The following is a 17,014-nucleotide window of genomic DNA, read 5'->3' on the forward strand; positions in this document are numbered from 1 at the left end:
GTTATTTCAGTACCGCGAGAGCGGCATCGTAATCCGGCTCGGTGGTGATCTCGTTCACCAGTTCGCTATGCAATACGTTGTCATTCTCGTCCAGAATAACCACGGCACGGGCGGTCAGACCTTGCAGCGCGCCATCCGCAATGGCGACGCCGTAGTTTTCTTTAAACTCGGCGCCGCGCAGGGTGGAAAGCACCACCACATTGTTCAACCCTTCCGCGCCGCAGAAGCGGGCCTGGGCGAACGGCAGGTCGGCGGAGATACACAGCACCGCCGTATTATCCAGTTCGGATGCCAACTGGTTGAATTTACGCACCGAGGCGGCGCATACGCCGGTATCGATGCTGGGGAAAATATTCAGAATTTTACGTTTACCCGCATAGTTGCTGAGAGAGACGTCCGACAGGTCTTTGGCAACCAGGGTAAAAGCTTTGGCTTTGTCGCCCTTGGCGGGGAAGGTGCCGGTCAGGGGGACTGGGTTGCCTTGAAAATGTACGTTCTGTGACATGTATGTGTCCTTAAGTTACAGATGGTTAACGCGTTGCTCAGTTTAAGGCAACATCGGCAACATTGATATAAAAATTACGGCATAGCAATGCCGTCATCGCGTTCAGGTAGTATTCACTGGCGGCATCCGCCGAGATGGGCGGCAGCTCCGCGGTAATGCACGGCAACCTCCGCTCGGCGCACCAACTGCCGAAAGAGCCGGGGGTGTCGTAACCCACGCTGGCCACCAGCGGCAAATCAAACTGCCGCGCCAGCCACTGGCCCAGGGGCGAGTTTCGCGGATCCTCGATGCAGGCCAGAGGCTCATGAAAAGAGACAACCCAGGCGGGATTAAGTTTCTCGATAAGCGTGCACAATGCCTTGGTTTCCGGCTCCGACGCCGGCGTTTCGCCGCTGGAAAGCTCCACGTCCCGCTCGTCGGCCGCGCTGTTCCAGCGGTATGCCGTACTGCCCGGCCGCCAGTTGCCGGCGGGGAAATTGCGGTTGATATCAACGCCGTTGGCGTTCGCCCGCAATCCCAACTGGCAGCCATCGGGATTAACCGCAAGCACCACGTGGTGATGGCGCTGCCCAGGGAACAGGGTGCGCAGCGCGCAGGATAACGTCACCACCGCGGCGGTTTCATCGCCGTGCGTACCGGCAATAATCAGCCCGGCGTTCTGCTGCGGCAGTTCAGCCGGAAAATAGAGCAGCGGCGCGCCGAGCAGCGATTTGCCATACGGCTCGCCCAGCGACGGGAGATTGCCGCGCAGCCGGCGGGCCCGCTGGGAGATAATATTATTTTCCATTTCTCTGGCCTCTGTGTCTTTAACCCGGTCCATCATGGGGGGATAAGCCGCGATTTTATCCGGAAAAGTCCTTACAGCATGATCGCGCGACTGTTTGTTCCATAGCTACATGAGAAAGGTTAATTAGGCCAGAACTCGGAATACAACACATCTTCTACCGTCCAGATTTGCTCATCAGGCAGGTTTTCAAGCTGAGTGTCATCCGCAGCGATAGCGACACCTTTAGACCAGATAACATCATACCAGTCAGGATCATTAAGCTTAATTTTCAGGCTGAGAGACTCTTTCAGCGCGTACGCAATATCTTTGCGTTGCGCTTTAATCGTCTTTTCCCAGCTCGAACCACGACGCTCCGGTTGATATTTCCATTTCAGCAAGTGAGCAATCAAGACAGCCATGCGGCTTGCCAGCTCCCTCTGTTCGCTCTTACCCACGTCTGCAATCTCCTCAGCGATATTCTCGCAGTCGATCTCTGAAAATTTACCGGAGCGTAAAAGTTCCGCCTGCTCGTTAGCCCAGGCGACAACATCAGCCTCGTATCGAGTATGAGTAGTCATTTTACCCCCGAAGGATCACAGAAAAAGTAAGTGTTTTACTAAGTCTGTCATGTAAAAAAGCACCAGTCAAAGACTGGTGCCAGTGTTTACGAAACTGCGTAAATCATGCGACATACGCCATAACCAAACCCCAGGAACGTTCATTGCCTGCTGGGCGTTGGGACTGAGGAGTACCACTCGCCGGTGCAGCTGGCTGTTCCTATTTCTTGGCTAACCATGGAGACGTCGTGCTCCAGAAAATGATATCTGCACCTAGATAATCTTCTGCGAATTGAACAAACTCATCCTTGCTAAATGGCTTACCCGTATTAGGGTTTCTGTAGGTCAAGGTCGGCTCCTGTACTGCCATGGCAATGAGTACCAGTTTGTTTTTGTATTTATTGAAGAACGGGTATGAGTTCTGCATTTGCGCCTTGCGGTTGGGAACAATATCCGGGCCGCCAAGTCCAATATTATTGGCACTGGCGAATTCAAACAGCCGGCCCATGTAATTGTGGTCGTTGTTCCATTCACACGGCCAGAAATTTACATATTGTACTACATGTGATTTGGCGAACACCTTGCGCGCAAAGGTGAGATTTTCCATTTCTCCAGCAAAATAGTTATCGCAGGAGAATCCTTTAGGTAGCTTTTTCTTGTCAAGGTCAATGGCTGTTTCGGGTAAGTTAACACCATAGACTTGACCATCGAAACGCTCTGCAATCGCTGCCAACAAAGCCTGATAACGTTTGCGCACAGCAGGATCCCATTGCTGTGCCACCCAACCTGACGCAACTGGCTTCCCTTCGCCAGGATTATCAAGTTGTGGCGATATACCACCGCCATACCTGGCGTCATTCATCAGATAATCAGGAACGTACCGGGCATCTTGTTCGAAAAACCGGTCCTGAATTTGGATGAAGAGTTTTTTATTGGCTACTTTGAGGCGAGCCAGATCCTTATCAATCTGCGAGAAGTCGTATTTATTCTTCTCAGGCTCGAGTGAACGCCAATTATAAACGATCTGCGCACCGCCAATGTCGCTACGCGCCATAATGACAGACGCTGCTTCGAGGTCACCAGAGCTGGTATAGATAAAGTTTTCTGGCACTTTAGCTAATACAGGCAGCGTCGCAGCAAGCAGAGTTACTGCAACAGTATGCCTAATGCTTATGGTCATGAGATTGTTCCTTTTTAAAGGTTCAGTTAAGCGGGTGTCATCTTATATGGGCGTCCGCCTTTCCGGCCAAGGGCTCTGGCAGAGGCAAGCCCAGCGGTTGTGCGTTCGGCATTCAACTCACGCTGTGCTGCAAAGATCCCAAACACCATTTTGCCCGCAGCAGTCGTAGTGTCAATGGCGGCACCATGCGCGATCTCTGACTATGATATTATTCAGTAACTTCATCATTGTGTGAGAAAAAGCATTATGCGACTGGGTCATTGTGCACTATATGCCGCGCTGCTCGCGGCAGTGACGGAACATGCCGCGGCGGCGCAGGTTCCGGCCGGAACCGCGTTGGCCGACAAGCAGGAAATCGTCCGCCATATCAAGGACGAGCCCGCCTCGCTGGATCCGATAAAAGCGGTAGGGCTGATGGAAGCGCAGGTCTCGCGGGATCTGTTCGAGGGGCTGGTTAACCAGGATGCGCAGGGCAACATTATTCCGGGGGTGGCGCAGCGCTGGCAAACCAGCGATAACCGCACGTTCATCTTTACCCTGCGCGGCGATGCCCGCTGGTCGAACGGCGAGCCGCTTACCGCAAAAGATTTTGTGTACAGCTGGCGCCGGCTGGTCGCGCCGGAAAACAGTTCGCCGTTCGCCTGGTTCGCCCGTCTGGCGGGGATCGCCAACGCCGAGCAGATCATCGAAGGGAAAGCGCCGCCGGACCAGCTCGGCGTAACCGCGGTGGACGACCATACGCTCAAGGTGCAGCTCAGCAAGCCGGTGCCTTATTTCGTCAGCCTGCTGGCCAATTTCAGCCTGTTTCCGGTGCATCAGGCCACGGTGGAAAAATACGGCAACGACTGGACCAAACCCGGCAATCTGGTGGGGAACGGCGCCTTTAAACTGCAACAGCGGGTGGTGAACGAAAAACTGGTGCTGACGCCGAATGACTATTACTGGGATCACGCCAATACCCAATTGACCAAAGTGACGTTCGTTCCCATTAATCAGGAGTCGAACGCCACCAAACGCTATCTGGCCGGCGATATCGATATTACCGAATCCTTTCCCAAAAATATGTACCGCAAGCTGTTGCAAGAGCTGCCCGACCAGGTCTATACCCCGGAACAGCTGGGCACCTACTACTACGCATTCAACACCCAGCGGGCGCCCACCAACGATGTGCGGGTGCGTAAGGCGCTCTCTTACGCGATTGACCGCCAGGTCATTGCGGAAAAAGTGTTGGGAACCGGGGAAAAACCGGCCTATCACTTCACGCCGGACGTGACCGCCGGCTTTAAACCGGGGCAGAGCCTGTTGCAGCAATACAGCCAGGACGAACTGGATGCGCAGGCGAAAGCGCTGATATTCGCCGCGGGGTACGGCCCCGGCAAGCCGATGAAGCTCTCGTTGCTGTATAACACCTCGGAAAACCACCAGAAAATAGCCATCGCGATCGCTTCAATGTGGAAAACCAAACTGGGGGTTGACGTACGCCTGGTCAATCAGGAGTGGCAGACCTATATTGACAGCCGCAACAGCGGCAACTTTGATGTGGTGCGGGCGTCCTGGGTGGGCGACTACAACGAAGCTTCGACTTTCCTGTCGTTATTGACCTCGCGCCACAGCGGTAATATCGCCCGGTTTAACCATGCTGATTACGACCGGTTAATGGACGAAGCGGGCAACCAGACCAACGCCGAGGCGCTGAACGCCGATTATAACCGCGCGGAGCAGATTCTGCTGGAAGAGGCGCCGATTGCGCCGATCTATCAATACACCAACGGACGTTTGATTAAACCCTGGGTAAAAGGTTATCCGATCGCCAACCCGGAGGACGTGGCTTATAGCCACACGCTGTATATCGTTAAACACTGAACAGGGTGATATCGGACCCGGAGGAAAGCGTGGAATCCTTTAAAGGAAAAGAGCTGCAAAGCACCGGCGCGGTGTATGCCTATCAGTTGAACGGCGCGGGCGGGATAGCGCCGATAGGCGATGACGAGGTGGTCACGGACGCCAAACCCTGCTGGCTGCACCTCGACTCCACCCAGCCGGCCAGCGCCCATTGGCTGACGAAAACCACGCTGGTCCCGGACAGCGTGCGCGATGCGTTACTGGGAGAAAGCGTACGCCCCAGGGTCACCCGACTGGGCGAGGGCACGATGATTACGCTGCGCAGCATTAACCGCAATGAAAACTCACGCCCCGACCAGTTGGTCGCCATTCGGGTATTTATTACCGACAAGCTGATTATTTCCACCCGGCGGCGCAAGCTGTTGGCGATTGACGAAGTGCTGGCCGATTTGCAAGAGGGCCATGGACCGACGGACAGCGGCAGCTGGCTGGTTGCCATCGCGGAAGCGCTGACCGACCATACCAGCGACTTTATCGATGATTTACATGAAAAAATCGTCGATCTGGAAGAGGACCTGCTGGAGCAAAAAATTCCCCAGCAGGGCGAACTGGCGCTGATCCGCAAACAGCTTATCGTATTGCGGCGCTATATGACCCCGCAGCGGGATGTGTTTTCCCGCCTCTCCGGAGAGAAGCTGCCCTGGATGCAGGACGACGACCGACGCCGAATGCAGGAGATCGCCGACAGGCTGGGGCGCGGGCTGGAGGACCTGGATGCCAGCATTTCGCGCACCACGGTACTATCCGATGAAATCACCACCTTAATGACCGACGCCATGAACCGGCGCACCTATACCATGTCGCTGCTGGCGATGGTGTTTCTTCCCACCACCTTTCTCACCGGTTTGTTCGGCGTCAATCTGGGCGGGATACCGGGAGGCGACTCCCGGCTGGGGTTCGCCACCTTTTGCCTGATGTTGGTGGGATTGGTTGGCGGCGTTGCCTGGTGGTTAAAACGCAGTAAATGGCTGTGAGTATCTGGCAATAATTATTGCGTGAAACGTCACAGACTGCCGCGGATGCGCAAAAAAAACCGCCGAACTTGAGCGATATCAACATTTTTAACCCGGTTGTGCGGCACTATCCCGCTCGCAGGTGAATGCAACGCCAAGCGATGGGCGTTGCGCTCCATATTGTCTTACTTCCTTTTTTGAATTACTGCATAGCACAATTGATTCACACCATGCCGACGTTTTCGTCGGCATTTTTTTTTGCGTCGCGGAGCGGCGTTTAAAATTTCTCCTGACGTTTTTTTATGGCGGGCTATCCCTACGGCTTCTATGCTTAAGCGATAAGTGCTGGATTCGCTAGCCGCGCAATCGGCGTTTCAGGCGCAGGATTTGACGAAAACTTATCCAACCCCGAGGAGGAAAGTATGCCAATGCAGAGCCTGACGGCCTATCCGCTCGTCGATACGATCCCCACCGATCCCATTCCCATCCCGGATCCGTTGCCAAAACCGCAGCCGCTCCCCGAACCGCCTCCCACGGAACCCGACCCGCACCCGATTATCGATCCGCCGCCGCACCGATAAAAGTGGCCGGGAGCCTGAGGGTTCCTCAGAAAATAAGGCCTGTAGGGTGAACCCCAACGGGGTTCATCATTTCGCGAAAAGCCGGGGGTCATGGGGCGGCGGCGACTGAGCTGTCCCATGTCGGGCGCGTGCTGCGGCAGTTGCAGAAATCGACTGAGGTTAGTGCGCACGAAACCCTCACTGCGCTTACAGACATTCCTTTCCCTGATTTATGGGGGTAAGAGGCTTCCGTCGGCAACCCTGTATTCAGCAAACTATTTAATTTCCACTACGTCGAGCCTGGCCGGCGACGGCGCTTCATCGTCGTCTTCCGGCCGCCAGCCTGACGGCCGCAGCGGAAGCTCCTGGCGATCGAAGGCCAAATCGCCGCCGTCAATCACCTCGCCGCCGTGATGAATGCTTTTGAAATCAAACAGCGCATGGTCGGCCAGATGGGAAGGCACCACGTTTTGCATTGCGCTGAACATGGTTTCGATACGTCCGGGATAACGCTTATCCCAGTCGCGCAGCATATCCTTGATCACCTGGCGTTGCAGATTAGGCTGCGAGCCGCACAGATTGCACGGAATAATCGGATAACGGCGGGCTTCGGCAAAGCGCTCGATATCTTTTTCACGGCAATAGGCCAGCGGGCGGATCACCACGTGTTTACCGTCGTCGCTCATCAGTTTCGGCGGCATCCCTTTCAGTTTCCCGCCGTAGAACATATTCAGAAACAGCGTTTGCAGAATATCGTCGCGGTGATGGCCGAGGGCGATTTTGGTGGCGCCCAGCTCCGTTGCGGTGCGGTACAGAATGCCGCGCCGTAAGCGTGAGCACAGCGAGCAGGTGGTTTTGCCTTGCGGAATTTTTTCTTTAACGATGCCGTAGGTGTTTTCTTCGACGATCAGGTACTCAACGCCGATACACTCCAGGTATTGCGGTAATACGTGTTCAGGAAAACCGGGCTGCTTCTGGTCGAGATTGACCGCCACCAGAGAAAAGTCGACCGGCGCGCTCTGTTGCAGGTTGCGCAGAATTTCCAGCATGGTGAAACTGTCCTTACCGCCGGACAGGCAAACCATAATGCGGTCGCCGTCTTCAATCATATTGAAATCGGCGATAGCTTCGCCGACGTTACGGCGCAGGCGTTTTTGTAGTTTGTTGAGATTGTATTGCTGTTTTTGATTAATCATTTGTTTTTCTTTCATATTTACATGTGATCAGTTTGCAAAGGGGCGGCACCGCAGGGGCAAACATAGTTTAATGCATAGCCATGCTAAATTGGTCTTCGTTTCGTTCATTGCTGCGGGCTATATCAAGGTTGCGTCCAGTCTTCAACCCGCAACCCATCTACCCGGTCAAATTCTTTGGTGTTGTTGGTGACGACAATCAGCCCTCTGCTTCTGGCATGCCCGGCTATGTGCAAATCGTTGTCCCCGATTCGGGTTCCGGCTTTTTCCAGCGTTGCCCTGATGTTGCCATAGTGGAAAGCGGCGGACTCGTCGTAGGGAAGCACCATCACTCTGGAAACGAAATCATCTACCGTTGCGAGATTCCTTTCGGGGGAGCTACTTTTTTCCGCCCCAAAAACCAGCTCTGCCAGCGTGATGGTTGAAATGGCCAGCAGTTCCGCATTTTGATTAAAGCGCGGGAGCAAAAATTCCGGCCGCCGCTTAATGGTGAAAATGACGATGTTGGTGTCTAGCAGGTACTTAATCATCAAAGGATTCCCGCTCGCTACTTACCTGTTCAGGGCGTTCGGGCAGAAAGTCATCCGTTACCTCTGGCCCGGAAAGGAAAAAACTGTCCCAGGTGTTTCTGACGGGGGTAATGATCCGCTCCATGCCCTTTGCCCTGATAGTCACCTCTTTGACGTTATCGGGGAAACGGAGATTAACCGGCAGCCGCACATTCTGGGTTCGGTTGCTCATGAAAACTTTGCTTTGCTGGAACATGATACACCTCGCTATTCGTTGCTGTTAGTTGCTATATACATCGAGTATATAGCATGTTATTTGATTTGCAATCCGAGGGATATTAGTCTTTCAGACCCCCGCCGAAACCGCGCGTTAATCTATGGTCATCAATTGGGTATTGCCGCCGGCGGCCGCCGTGTTGACGCTCACCGAGCGCTCGATAAGCAGGCGTTCAAGCCGAATATCCGTTTCCCCGCTTTTAAGCCCCTGCACTGAAACGATAGGGCCGCCGCGCTCGGCCGCGAGTCGGCAGGTTTTTTGCAGCGAGTCGGCGTCGCCGTGATGGATTACCGCGTCAAAGGGGCGGGCAAAGACGCCGGACAGAGGCTCGATGTCCACAACCTGTCGCACGGCATCGGGCAGCAAGCCATAGATCTCAAGGTAGTGAGGTTCATCCGGCCACAAGGCTTTGCCGCCGATACTGGTTATCGCGGCAAGCTGCACTAAAATATCCTGCCGGTTTTGCGCTAAACACAAGACCCTTTCTCTGGGGAGTAAGCGGTAGCTATTGGCTTCTCCCGTCGGACCCGGTAAGTCGCTGATGGTGAAACTGGCGCTGTTTTTTATAAACTGCTCGCACAGCGGATAAACGGCGGGCTCATTTTTTTCCAGCCATGATGACAAGGCGGTATGCACGGCCAGCAGTGCAGTCCGTCCGGCGGTTTTTTCGGGCAGCGAGGGGGAGGTGTAATTCAGCCCCTTGAGTTGCGCATCGGCTGGGTAGGCCGCCAGCAGGCGATAAAGATACAGCGGCCCGCCGGCTTTGGGGCCGGTGCCGGATAACCCTTCGCCGCCAAAAGGCTGCACGCCGACCACGGCTCCGACGATATTGCGGTTGATATAGATATTCCCGGCTTTAATATTTTTTGTTACTGCATCAATAGTGCTGTCGATACGGGAATGAAGGCCGAACGTCAGTCCGTAGCCTGAGGCGTTTATTTTTTCCACCAGGGAAGGAAGCTGCCGGCTGTGGTACCTTAATACGTGCAGAACCGGGCCGAATACCTCTTTTTGCAACTCGTCGAGGTGGTTTATTTCAATTAACGTCGGGGCGATAAAACAGCCCCTTGCGGCGGCGACATCATCAGATGTCAGGTTGGCCGCCCTCTGATGTACCTGAAATCCCTTATCAGCCATTTCCTTGATATGCGAATTGATATTATTCATCGCCTCGGCGTCGATAACGGGACCGATATCGCTGGATAACCGTTCCGGGTTTCCCATGCGGTATTCGGCCATGGCGCCGCGCAGCGCGTTTAACAGCCGATCGGCGACATCATTTTGAATACAAATTAATCTTAATGCCGAACAGCGTTGGCCGGCGCTATCGAAAGCCGAATTAATGCTGTCGAGAATAACCTGTTCCGGCAGGGCGGATGAATCGACAATCAAGGCGTTAATACCGCCGGTTTCGGCGATCAGCGGTATTGGGCGGCCGGACGCATCCACTCTGCCGGCGATCTGTCGTTGAATAAAAGAGGCCACCTCGGTCGAGCCGGTGAACATAATCCCTTTCACTCTGTCATCGGCGATAAGCTTTTGGCCGATGGTTTCGCCCCGGCCGGGCAATAGCTGCAGAACATCGACGGGGATACCGGCCTGGTGCAGAATTTTGACGGCGTTATAGCCGTTCAGCGGCGTCTGCTCGGCTGGTTTGGCTATAACGGTATTGCCCGCGGCTAATGCCGCCGCCACCTGGCCGGTAAAAATGGCCAACGGAAAATTCCACGGGCTGATGCAAACAACGACCCCGAGCGGCGTATGGGTTTGATTATCAAAACTGTCGTTGACCTGCCCGGCGTAATAATTCAGAAAGTCGATGGCTTCACGGACTTCCGCTATGGCGTTGCCGTAGGTTTTTCCCGCTTCCCGGACCAGCACGCCGATCAGTTCGCCCATTCTTTGCTCCATGATCTCGGCGGCCTGTTGCAGGATTTGCGCGCGGCGGGAGGGAGGAACGGCGGCCCAGCCGGCGGCGGACTTTTCAGCCGCCGCCAGCGCGATAGCGATATCCTCATCGCCGGCATCGTAAACCTGGCCGATAATATCCCGCGACTCCGCCGGGTTGATTATCGGTTTGGGCGTCGAAAGCGCAGAGGCTGCGGCGATAAGCGGCGTAACGGTAATCGGCTCCGCCGAGCTTGCGGTTAGGGCATGGGATAAATGGTGCAGGCAATCTTCGTCATATAAATTCAAGCCGGCGGAGTTGGCGCGGGAGGCGCCATAAATATCGCGAGGCAGCGGGATCTTGGGATGGGGTAATCCTAGTTCATGCTCTATTTGCGCCAGGTTTTCGACTTCATGCACCGGGCTGGCCACCAAATCATCGAGGGGAATGGTTAAGTCGGCGATTTTATTGACGAAAGAGCTGTTGGAGCCGTTTTCCAGCAGGCGCCGCACCAGATAGGGCAACAGCGTTTCATGTGACCCCACCGGCGCATAAATGCGACAGGGGCGATCCAATTTTGCCTTACCTACCACTTCCTGATAAAGCGGAACCCCCATGCCGTGCAGACACTGAAATTCATACTGCTCGGGCTGAAAATTATCTCCGGCGATATGGTATACGGCGGCGAGGGTTTGGGCGTTGTGAGTGGCGAATTGCGGATAAATCAGTTCCGGTTCGGACAACAGGGAGCCGGCACAGGCCAGATAGGAGATATCAGAATACACTTTACGGGTAAATACCGGATAGGTTTTATGTCCGGCGATTTGGGCGCGTTTGATTTCGCTATCCCAATAGGCGCCTTTGACCAGGCGGACGCGCAGCCGCCGCCCGGTGGTTTTCGCCAGGGTTTTCAAAAAATCTATTACGTAGTAACAGCGTTTTTGATATGCCTGCACCACGAAACCAATGCCGTTCCAGGATTGAAGTTCCGGCTCGTGACAAAGTTTGGTCAGTAAATCCAGTGAAATATCTAAACGTTCCGCTTCCTCGGCGTCAATGGTAATGGCAACGTTGTATTCTTTTGCCAGTATCACTAATGATTTCAGCTCCGGGTATATTTCATTTAATACCCGGTGATACTGATGACGCGTATAACGGGGATGCAATGCCGACAGCTTAAGGGAAAACTCGGGGCCGGAATATATTCCCTTGCCGACGGCGCGTTTACCGATCTCATGCAGCGCATTCCGGCAGCGTTGAATATAATCCTGCGCGTCGCTTTGGGTTAACGCGGCTTCTCCCAGCATGTCATAGGTGTAGGTAAATCCTTGCTCTGCTATTTTTTCCGAGTATTCCAATGCCTGCGTTATGGTTTCTCCGGTAACGAAATGCTCGCTCATCACGTGCATCACGGTATTCATCGCTTTTCTGAGCAGCGCCGGCGACCAGATGCGGATGATTTTTTTCAGGCCGCCCGCGGCTTGTGGTTTATGGTTATAGCTGACGAGCGCGTCGGTGAGCACTAAACCCCACGACGCCGCGTTAACGAATAGAGGCCGGTTCTTACCGATATGCGCCTTCCAGTCGCGGCCGGAAATTTTATCGCTTATCAGCAAGTCGCGGGTATCATTATCGGGTATGCGCAATAGCGCCTCGGCCAGGCACATTAATGCAATACCTTCCCTGGAAGAGAGCGAATATTCCTGTAATAGATTTTGCACGATGGCCGCGCGGTTTTTGGCGACCTTTTTCTTTCTTAATGATGAGGCCAAATCGTGCGCCAGTTTATGAATGGCGCGATCTTTTTCCGCTACCGCGTTAACCTGGTTAAAAAGCGCGGATACGGCGTCCTGTTCTGATAAATCCCAGGCCTGAGTCAGCAGCTTTCTTTTCCCATCCTGATTTATCAACTCTGCCGCCAGCCCTGAAAAAGCTTGATATGCCAAACCGCCTTTTTCAACGGATGCCTCTTTATCTATACCGGCCATCATATAAAATATCCTTATGGTAAATTAATTAACCTGTGACTTTATGAATCCTATTAATATATTCCCAATCCGTTTCAAGTACATATTTTTTACCCATTGAGGCGATTAAACGCCGGCTTTTGGCTATAAAGAAAATGAATTAATATTTCATTACTTTTTCCTATGGTCAGGGTTATAGGCTAAATTTGAATTCCAGGGATAATTGCTTTATGTGATTTCGGCGTTCGTTATAGAATGACGCCGGATAACGAGTTAGGTCACATCATAAAAACGTACTGGAGCCAGAGAATGAAATGGTATCAATGGCTGTTCGCTGCCGCTGCGCTGCTGCTGGCCGGTTGCAGTAATGGTGAAAAAAACGCGGCCGCGGAGCGGCAGGGCGCCGCGGCGGATAACGACAGAAATTCCATTGTGCTGCTAAAGAGCAGTACGCCGGCCGAGGTTAACTGTGTGCTGGCGGGGGGCACGATGGCGACGTCAAGGCAGCTGAACGGCGCCAGCGTGGGAACCTGCCAGTTGGCCAACGGTAAGCGCTGCGACGAACAGGCGCTGCTGAACGGAACTTGTCCCGCCGGCTGACGCCCGCGGCAGCGCCGGTCCGCCGCAGGTCATCAGTCAGGCCGGCTCAGGGATTCAACAGATTGGGGCACTCATCGTCCCGGCTTATCTGCTGCAGGTTTTGCAGCGTGGTCTGGGAAATACTGGTTAACGCCTCTTCCGTCAGAAATGCCTGGTGCCCGGTGAACAGCACGTTGTGGCACGCGGACAGGCGGCGGAATACGTCGTCCTGGATCACGTCGTTGGATTTGTCGGCAAAGAACAGATCGCGTTCGTTTTCGTAGACGTCCATGCCCAGCGAGCCGATTTTCTGCTGTTTCAGCGCATCAATGGCCGCCTGCGAGTCAATTAATCCCCCCCGGCTGGTATTGACGATCATCACCCCGGTTTTCATCTGCGCGAAGGCCGCCTGATTAAGCAGATGATGGTTTTCCGGCGTCAGCGGGCAGTGCAGCGAAATCACATCCGCACGGGCGTACAGCGTTTTCAGATCGACATATTCGGCGCCCAGTTCAAGCGCCTGCGGGTTAGGGTAGGGATCGAACGCCAGCAGGCGCATGCCGAACCCTTTCAGGATGCGCATGGCGGCGACGCCGATTTTGCCGGTGCCGATAATCCCGGCGGTGCGATTGTGCATATTAAAGCCAATCAGCCCTTCCAGCGAGAAGTTGGCGTCGCGGGTACGCTGATAGGCGCGATGAATGCGGCGGTTAAGGCACATCATCATCCCGACGGCGTGTTCGGCAACGGCTTCGGGCGAGTAGGCCGGCACCCGGACGACCTTGATCCCCAGCTCTTTGGCGGCGTCGAGATCGACGTTATTGAAGCCGGCGCAGCGCAGCGCGACGGTTTTCACTCCAAGCTCCGCCAGTTCGGTCAACACTTCGCGGCCGCCGTCGTCGTTAACAAAAATGCACACCGCCTGATAGCCCGCCGCGGTTTTGGCGGTGCGCGTGGTCAGCATAAATTCAAAAAACTCTATCTGATAGCCAAACTGCTGATTGACCTGTTCTAAATACTTACGGTCATATTGCTTGGTACTGTAAACTGCCAGTTTCATAACCTGTTTCTCCGCAACATCCTCTGGTTAAACTATCAGAAAATAGTGAATAGACAAATTGTTGCCCGGCTAACAGTAACCGCCGGGGAATGAAAAAAAGCAAATAGTTAATCCATAATGGTAGAACGGAGCGCGATCTGTATACGTGCCTGAATGAAATTAGGATGCTTAATAGCCGCTGATGATTAAAAAATACTCGCTGACGGGATTGGCGCTGGTGCTACTGCTGTTGGTCGCATCATGGTGGGCGCTGCCGCAATGGTTGCCGCGTTTGCTGAACGCCTGGTTGCCGTCGGGGATTTCGCTGACGCTCAACGCCTCTCCCGAGTGGCATGACGGGGGGCTGCGCAGCGATGGTTTTAGTCTGCAGGCCGGCGACTGCTCGCTGCTTGAGGTGAGCGACATCTCGCTGCGGCGGCAGTCGGGCCGATGGCACGTCGAGGCGGACGCCGTTACGCTGGACAGCGACTGCCTGCCGCTATTGTCTGCGGATGATAACGCCGCGCCGGCGCTGCTTTCACAGTGGCAGCGGCGCCTGCCCGCCGCGCAGGTCGCCATTAAAACGTTCACCCTGCGCCCCTGGCCGGAGTATGCCGGCCGGATGAGCCTGACGACCGACGGCGACCGGCGGCAAACGCTGTATTATCAGGGGGAGCGGCTGGTTTTGCAGGCTGAATTGAAGCAGCGGCACCTGACGTTGCGCAACGGCATGCTGGCGACCCCGGCGGGTGATTCCCGCCTGCGGGTCGGCGGAGAGCTGGATCTGGCGGATAGCCTGGCGCTGCCGCCGGTGCGGGGCGAATTAAAGGCGCAGCTGGATAGCGGACAGGCGCCGGACCCGCTTACCGTCACACTACGCTGGCAGGCGCGGCAGGGGGAGCTGGCGTTGCACGCGGTCGGCGGCGGCGAACCCCTGGCGGCGTTGCCGTGGCGGCTGAGCGAAGACGCCATTCAGGTTAATGACGGCGTCTGGCGCTGGCCCTACGCCGCGCAGCCGCTCTCCGGCAAGGTGTCCCTCACCCTGCAAAACTGGCGTCAGGGGCTGGATAAAACCCGGATTGACGCCCGGATAAATATGCTGACCCAGGGGCACAACGGCAAGGCCAACGCGGTGCTGGTGCTGGGACCGGGTAATCTGGGGCTGATTAACAGCGAACTGCGCTTCCGGCTGACCGGCCAGGCCAATCTGGCGGACCTGTCGTTAACGGCGTCATTGCCGGGCATCATTCAGGGATCGGCGCTGGATCCGGAGTTGTCTATTTTACCGGGGGCGCTGCTGCGGGCCTGGGGCACGCCGGCGCCGCAGCTGCGGCTTGAGGAAGCCCGCTGGCCGCTGGCCGGGCTGCGAGTGAGCGCCGCGGGGGTGAACGGCCGTTTGCAGGCGATAGTCAGGGCGCGGGACGACTATTGGGGAAGCTTCAAGCTACACCTTGACGGCAAGGCGCAGGATTTCTGGCCGGATAAGGGAAACTGGCAGTGGCGCTACTGGGGCAACGGGCAGCTGCCGCCGCTACAAAGTAGGGGAGACCTGGCCGGGCGCGGCAGCTGGCAGGATACCCTTATCGAGATTAAGCAGCTTTCCAGCGGGTTGGATCAGCTGAACTATGGGCTGGTGAAGGTGCATCGGCCGCGCTTGATTATCACCGAGCCGCTGCGCTGGCAGCGCGCCCGCGCGGGGGCCGATTTTCAGGGGGCGTTGCAGCTTGCCGCCGAACGGGCGGAGTTCAATAACGGCGGCTATCTTCCCCCGTCGCGCTTAACGCTTAAGCTGCGCGGGCGCGATCCCGGCGACTTCCTGTGGCAGGGAGATCTGCGGGCGCAGGATATTGGTCCGGTGGCGCTGCGCGGCCGCTGGGATGGCGAACGGCTGCGCGGCGGCGCCTGGTGGCCGCAACAGCCGCTGCGAGTCTTTCAGCCGCTGCTGTCCACCAACCTGAAAATGAGGATCCGCGGCGGCTGGTTTTATGCCCAGTCCGTCTTTTCCGCGGCGCGCGGGGAAGGGTTCCGCGCCGGGGGCCACTGGGTAGTGAAAGACGGCGGGCTGTGGCTGCAGGATGGCGAAGTCGACGGCGTTAACTTTATTCTTCCTTACCGCCTTCAGGATCAGCAGTGGCAACTGGGGGTGAAACAGCCGGTCACGCTGCGTATCGATATGCTGGATAATCTGTTCAAGATGACCAATATCAGCGTCGATCTGCAAGGTTTCTACCCCTACAGCGAACAGAGGCCGCTGACCATGACGCAGGCCGCCATGGACGTATTAAGCGGGCACGTCGGGCTTTCCGCCCTGCGCTGGCCGCAGCGGGAAGCGGCTTTGTTCAAAGTGGAGAGCGTGGAGCTCAGCGAACTGTTTCCGCTGCTGAAAATAAAGCAGTTGGCGATGTCCGGGCGGGTGAGCGGGGTATTGCCGCTTGATTTCAACCACCCGAAAATGCTGATCCAAGGAGGGCGAATCACCAACGATCGTTTCCTCACGCTGCGGCTGGATAAGCAGTTCGCCGACGAGCTGGAAAGTAAAAATATGGCCAGCGGCGCGGCAATCCGCTGGCTGCGCTACCTGGAGATCGGCCGCTCCCATGCGACGGTGGAGCTGGATAATCAGGGGGCGCTGTCCCTTGACGCGCAGATTCAGGGGAAAAATCCCCTGCTCAGCGCCGAGCGGCAGGTGATACTTAACTACCGCCATCAGGAGAATATTTTCCAGCTATGGCGCAGTTTACGTTTCGGCGATAATTTGCAGGACACGCTGGAGCGGCAGGCGAATGACTAAATTCAGGACGGAATGATGAAAAATCTCTATGCGGTATCGGGAACCTTTGGCGTCCTGTTTTTACTGACGGGCTGTGTGCCGCGGATAGAAGTCGCGGCGCCCAAAGAGCCGATAACCATCAATATGAACGTTAAAATCGATCATGATATTTATATCCGGGCGGATAAAGAGGCGACGCAGCTGCTGGAAAAATCACCCGGCGCGGCGGGCGAAGAGATAAAGAAAAGCGCGCCGACCGGCGCGCAATAAACAGCCAAGCACAAAAGTAATGCAGGATAACAATGATGTTGATCGCTATCTTATCCGCCTCATCAATGGCTTGAAAGGGCAATATTTCGAGCACATCGT

At 55.5% G+C, this 17,014-nt stretch carries 15 protein-coding genes and 1 pseudogene; 6 read left to right on the forward strand and 10 right to left on the reverse strand.

Going from position 1 to position 17,014, the window contains the following annotated elements; translation table 11 throughout:
- Nucleotide 1 precedes the first annotated feature (1 nt).
- From tpx to MFP24_RS24365, 5 genes and pseudogenes are all read right to left on the reverse strand, one after another.
- Entirely contained in the window at nt 2-505 is a 504-nt protein-coding gene (gene tpx, locus MFP24_RS05175; RefSeq protein WP_249229474.1) for a thiol peroxidase, read from the reverse strand.
- 37 nt (nt 506-542) lie between these two features.
- The gene (gene mpaA / locus MFP24_RS05180) at nt 543-1,292 is read right to left on the reverse strand and encodes a murein tripeptide amidase MpaA (protein WP_249229473.1); all 750 of its coding nucleotides are present in this window, start codon (nt 1,290-1,292) and stop codon (nt 543-545) included.
- A gap of 119 nt (nt 1,293-1,411) precedes the next feature.
- On the reverse strand, nt 1,412-1,849 hold the full coding sequence (locus MFP24_RS05185; protein ID WP_249229472.1) for a DUF29 domain-containing protein: 438 nt from the start codon (nt 1,847-1,849) through the stop codon (nt 1,412-1,414).
- Between the two features lie 199 nt (nt 1,850-2,048).
- On the reverse strand, nt 2,049-3,008 hold the full coding sequence (locus MFP24_RS05190; protein ID WP_249229471.1) for a hypothetical protein: 960 nt from the start codon (nt 3,006-3,008) through the stop codon (nt 2,049-2,051).
- 32 nt (nt 3,009-3,040) lie between these two features.
- Nucleotides 3,041-3,196 (reverse strand): annotated as a pseudogene (locus MFP24_RS24365) (recombinase family protein); the annotation flags it as partial.
- Between the two features lie 58 nt (nt 3,197-3,254).
- Here MFP24_RS24365 and MFP24_RS05200 point away from each other — a divergent pair.
- The 3 genes from MFP24_RS05200 (at nt 3,255) to ynaL (ending at nt 6,444) form a co-directional block, all read left to right on the forward strand.
- Nucleotides 3,255-4,871 (forward strand): peptide ABC transporter substrate-binding protein, encoded by a 1,617-nt coding sequence (locus tag MFP24_RS05200; RefSeq protein WP_249229470.1) that lies wholly within the window; start codon nt 3,255-3,257, stop codon nt 4,869-4,871.
- 29 nt (nt 4,872-4,900) lie between these two features.
- Nucleotides 4,901-5,884, forward strand: coding sequence for a zinc transporter ZntB (gene zntB, locus MFP24_RS05205; RefSeq protein ID WP_249229469.1), 984 nt, complete (start codon nt 4,901-4,903; stop codon nt 5,882-5,884).
- Between the two features lie 401 nt (nt 5,885-6,285).
- A complete protein-coding gene (ynaL, locus tag MFP24_RS05210; RefSeq protein WP_249229557.1) occupies nt 6,286-6,444 on the forward strand; it encodes a proline-rich small protein YnaL in 159 nt (52 codons plus the stop codon).
- Nucleotides 6,445-6,698: 254 nt separating this feature from the next.
- Here the strand turns inward: ynaL and ttcA are convergent, their stop codons facing one another.
- The 4 genes from ttcA to putA form a co-directional block, all read right to left on the reverse strand.
- Complete coding sequence (gene ttcA, locus MFP24_RS05215; RefSeq protein ID WP_249229468.1) at nt 6,699-7,634, reverse strand: tRNA 2-thiocytidine(32) synthetase TtcA; 936 nt, start codon at nt 7,632-7,634, stop codon at nt 6,699-6,701.
- A 107-nt stretch (nt 7,635-7,741) separates the two neighbouring features.
- Nucleotides 7,742-8,146, reverse strand: a complete 405-nt coding sequence (gene vapC / locus MFP24_RS05220) for a type II toxin-antitoxin system tRNA(fMet)-specific endonuclease VapC (RefSeq protein WP_249229467.1) — start codon at nt 8,144-8,146, stop codon at nt 7,742-7,744.
- On the reverse strand, nt 8,139-8,381 hold the full coding sequence (vapB, locus tag MFP24_RS05225; RefSeq protein WP_249229466.1) for a type II toxin-antitoxin system VapB family antitoxin: 243 nt from the start codon (nt 8,379-8,381) through the stop codon (nt 8,139-8,141). Before vapB ends, vapC begins: the two co-directional genes overlap by 8 nt.
- A gap of 114 nt (nt 8,382-8,495) precedes the next feature.
- Nucleotides 8,496-12,278, reverse strand: a complete 3,783-nt coding sequence (putA, locus tag MFP24_RS05230) for a trifunctional transcriptional regulator/proline dehydrogenase/L-glutamate gamma-semialdehyde dehydrogenase (RefSeq protein WP_249229552.1) — start codon at nt 12,276-12,278, stop codon at nt 8,496-8,498.
- A gap of 288 nt (nt 12,279-12,566) precedes the next feature.
- Between putA and MFP24_RS05235 the strand changes: the two genes are divergently transcribed.
- Nucleotides 12,567-12,857 (forward strand): putative hemolysin, encoded by a 291-nt coding sequence (locus MFP24_RS05235; protein WP_249229465.1) that lies wholly within the window; start codon nt 12,567-12,569, stop codon nt 12,855-12,857.
- Nucleotides 12,858-12,903: 46 nt separating this feature from the next.
- Here the strand turns inward: MFP24_RS05235 and MFP24_RS05240 are convergent, their stop codons facing one another.
- Nucleotides 12,904-13,896: a 2-hydroxyacid dehydrogenase gene (locus tag MFP24_RS05240; RefSeq protein ID WP_249229464.1), complete on the reverse strand. Its 993-nt coding sequence runs from the start codon at nt 13,894-13,896 to the stop codon at nt 12,904-12,906.
- 181 nt (nt 13,897-14,077) lie between these two features.
- On the opposite strand from MFP24_RS05240, the gene MFP24_RS05245 reads away from it, so the two are divergent.
- Both MFP24_RS05245 and MFP24_RS05250 read left to right on the forward strand, forming a co-directional pair.
- Nucleotides 14,078-16,666, forward strand: coding sequence for a YdbH family protein (locus MFP24_RS05245; protein WP_249229463.1), 2,589 nt, complete (start codon nt 14,078-14,080; stop codon nt 16,664-16,666).
- 15 nt (nt 16,667-16,681) lie between these two features.
- Nucleotides 16,682-16,915, forward strand: coding sequence for a YnbE family lipoprotein (locus MFP24_RS05250; protein ID WP_249229462.1), 234 nt, complete (start codon nt 16,682-16,684; stop codon nt 16,913-16,915).
- The last annotated feature ends 99 nt before the right edge of the window (nt 16,916-17,014 follow it).

It is taken from the genome of Brenneria tiliae, assembly GCF_023347575.1.
Taxonomy (GTDB): domain Bacteria; phylum Pseudomonadota; class Gammaproteobacteria; order Enterobacterales; family Enterobacteriaceae; genus Brenneria; species Brenneria corticis.

Excerpts from the sequence above, each read along its gene's own strand:
- tpx (WP_249229474.1), bottom strand. The coding sequence starts at position 505 with ATGTCACAGAACGTACATTTTCAAGGCAACCCAGTCCCCCTGACCGGC.
- mpaA (WP_249229473.1), bottom strand. The coding sequence starts at position 1,292 with ATGGAAAATAATATTATCTCCCAGCGGGCCCGCCGGCTGCGCGGCAAT.
- MFP24_RS05185 (WP_249229472.1), bottom strand. The coding sequence starts at position 1,849 with ATGACTACTCATACTCGATACGAGGCTGATGTTGTCGCCTGGGCTAAC.
- MFP24_RS05190 (WP_249229471.1), bottom strand. The coding sequence starts at position 3,008 with ATGACCATAAGCATTAGGCATACTGTTGCAGTAACTCTGCTTGCTGCG.
- MFP24_RS05200 (WP_249229470.1), top strand. The coding sequence starts at position 3,255 with ATGCGACTGGGTCATTGTGCACTATATGCCGCGCTGCTCGCGGCAGTG.
- ynaL (WP_249229557.1), top strand. The coding sequence starts at position 6,286 with ATGCCAATGCAGAGCCTGACGGCCTATCCGCTCGTCGATACGATCCCC.
- ttcA (WP_249229468.1), bottom strand. The coding sequence starts at position 7,634 with ATGAAAGAAAAACAAATGATTAATCAAAAACAGCAATACAATCTCAAC.
- vapC (WP_249229467.1), bottom strand. The coding sequence starts at position 8,146 with ATGATTAAGTACCTGCTAGACACCAACATCGTCATTTTCACCATTAAG.
- vapB (WP_249229466.1), bottom strand. The coding sequence starts at position 8,381 with ATGTTCCAGCAAAGCAAAGTTTTCATGAGCAACCGAACCCAGAATGTG.
- putA (WP_249229552.1), bottom strand. The coding sequence starts at position 12,278 with ATGGCCGGTATAGATAAAGAGGCATCCGTTGAAAAAGGCGGTTTGGCA.
- MFP24_RS05235 (WP_249229465.1), top strand. The coding sequence starts at position 12,567 with ATGAAATGGTATCAATGGCTGTTCGCTGCCGCTGCGCTGCTGCTGGCC.
- MFP24_RS05240 (WP_249229464.1), bottom strand. The coding sequence starts at position 13,896 with ATGAAACTGGCAGTTTACAGTACCAAGCAATATGACCGTAAGTATTTA.
- MFP24_RS05245 (WP_249229463.1), top strand. The coding sequence starts at position 14,078 with ATGATTAAAAAATACTCGCTGACGGGATTGGCGCTGGTGCTACTGCTG.
- MFP24_RS05250 (WP_249229462.1), top strand. The coding sequence starts at position 16,682 with ATGAAAAATCTCTATGCGGTATCGGGAACCTTTGGCGTCCTGTTTTTA.